Origin of the sequence: Snodgrassella sp. W6238H11 (genome assembly GCF_016100525.1) — a bacterium.
In the GTDB taxonomy this organism is placed as follows: Bacteria; Pseudomonadota; Gammaproteobacteria; order Burkholderiales; family Neisseriaceae; genus Snodgrassella; species Snodgrassella alvi.
Map to the genome: position 1 here is coordinate 1 of NZ_JACFSH010000029.1, position 224 is coordinate 224.

Consider the following 224-nt stretch of genomic DNA (forward strand, 5'->3'; position numbering starts at 1 on the left):
TAATCGTGAGGCATTAGGCATTGATATTGCGGTCAGTTTATCGGCAGGTAGAATTACCCGGTATTTAGATAGACTGGCTCAATATTACGGTTATCCATTAAAAATACGAGTTGATAATGGCACAGAATTTACCTCAAACAGATTCACAAGCTGGGCAAAATCACATGGAATAAGCATAGATTACATTAAACCTGGTAGTCCTTATCAAAACGGCTACATAGAAC

General features: G+C 37.9%; 1 protein-coding gene. It reads left to right on the forward strand.

Going from position 1 to position 224, the window contains the following annotated elements; all coding sequences use genetic code 11:
- Window positions 1-224 (forward strand): DDE-type integrase/transposase/recombinase (locus H3V00_RS11355; protein ID WP_198208187.1); only part of this gene is annotated, 224 nt, incomplete at both ends.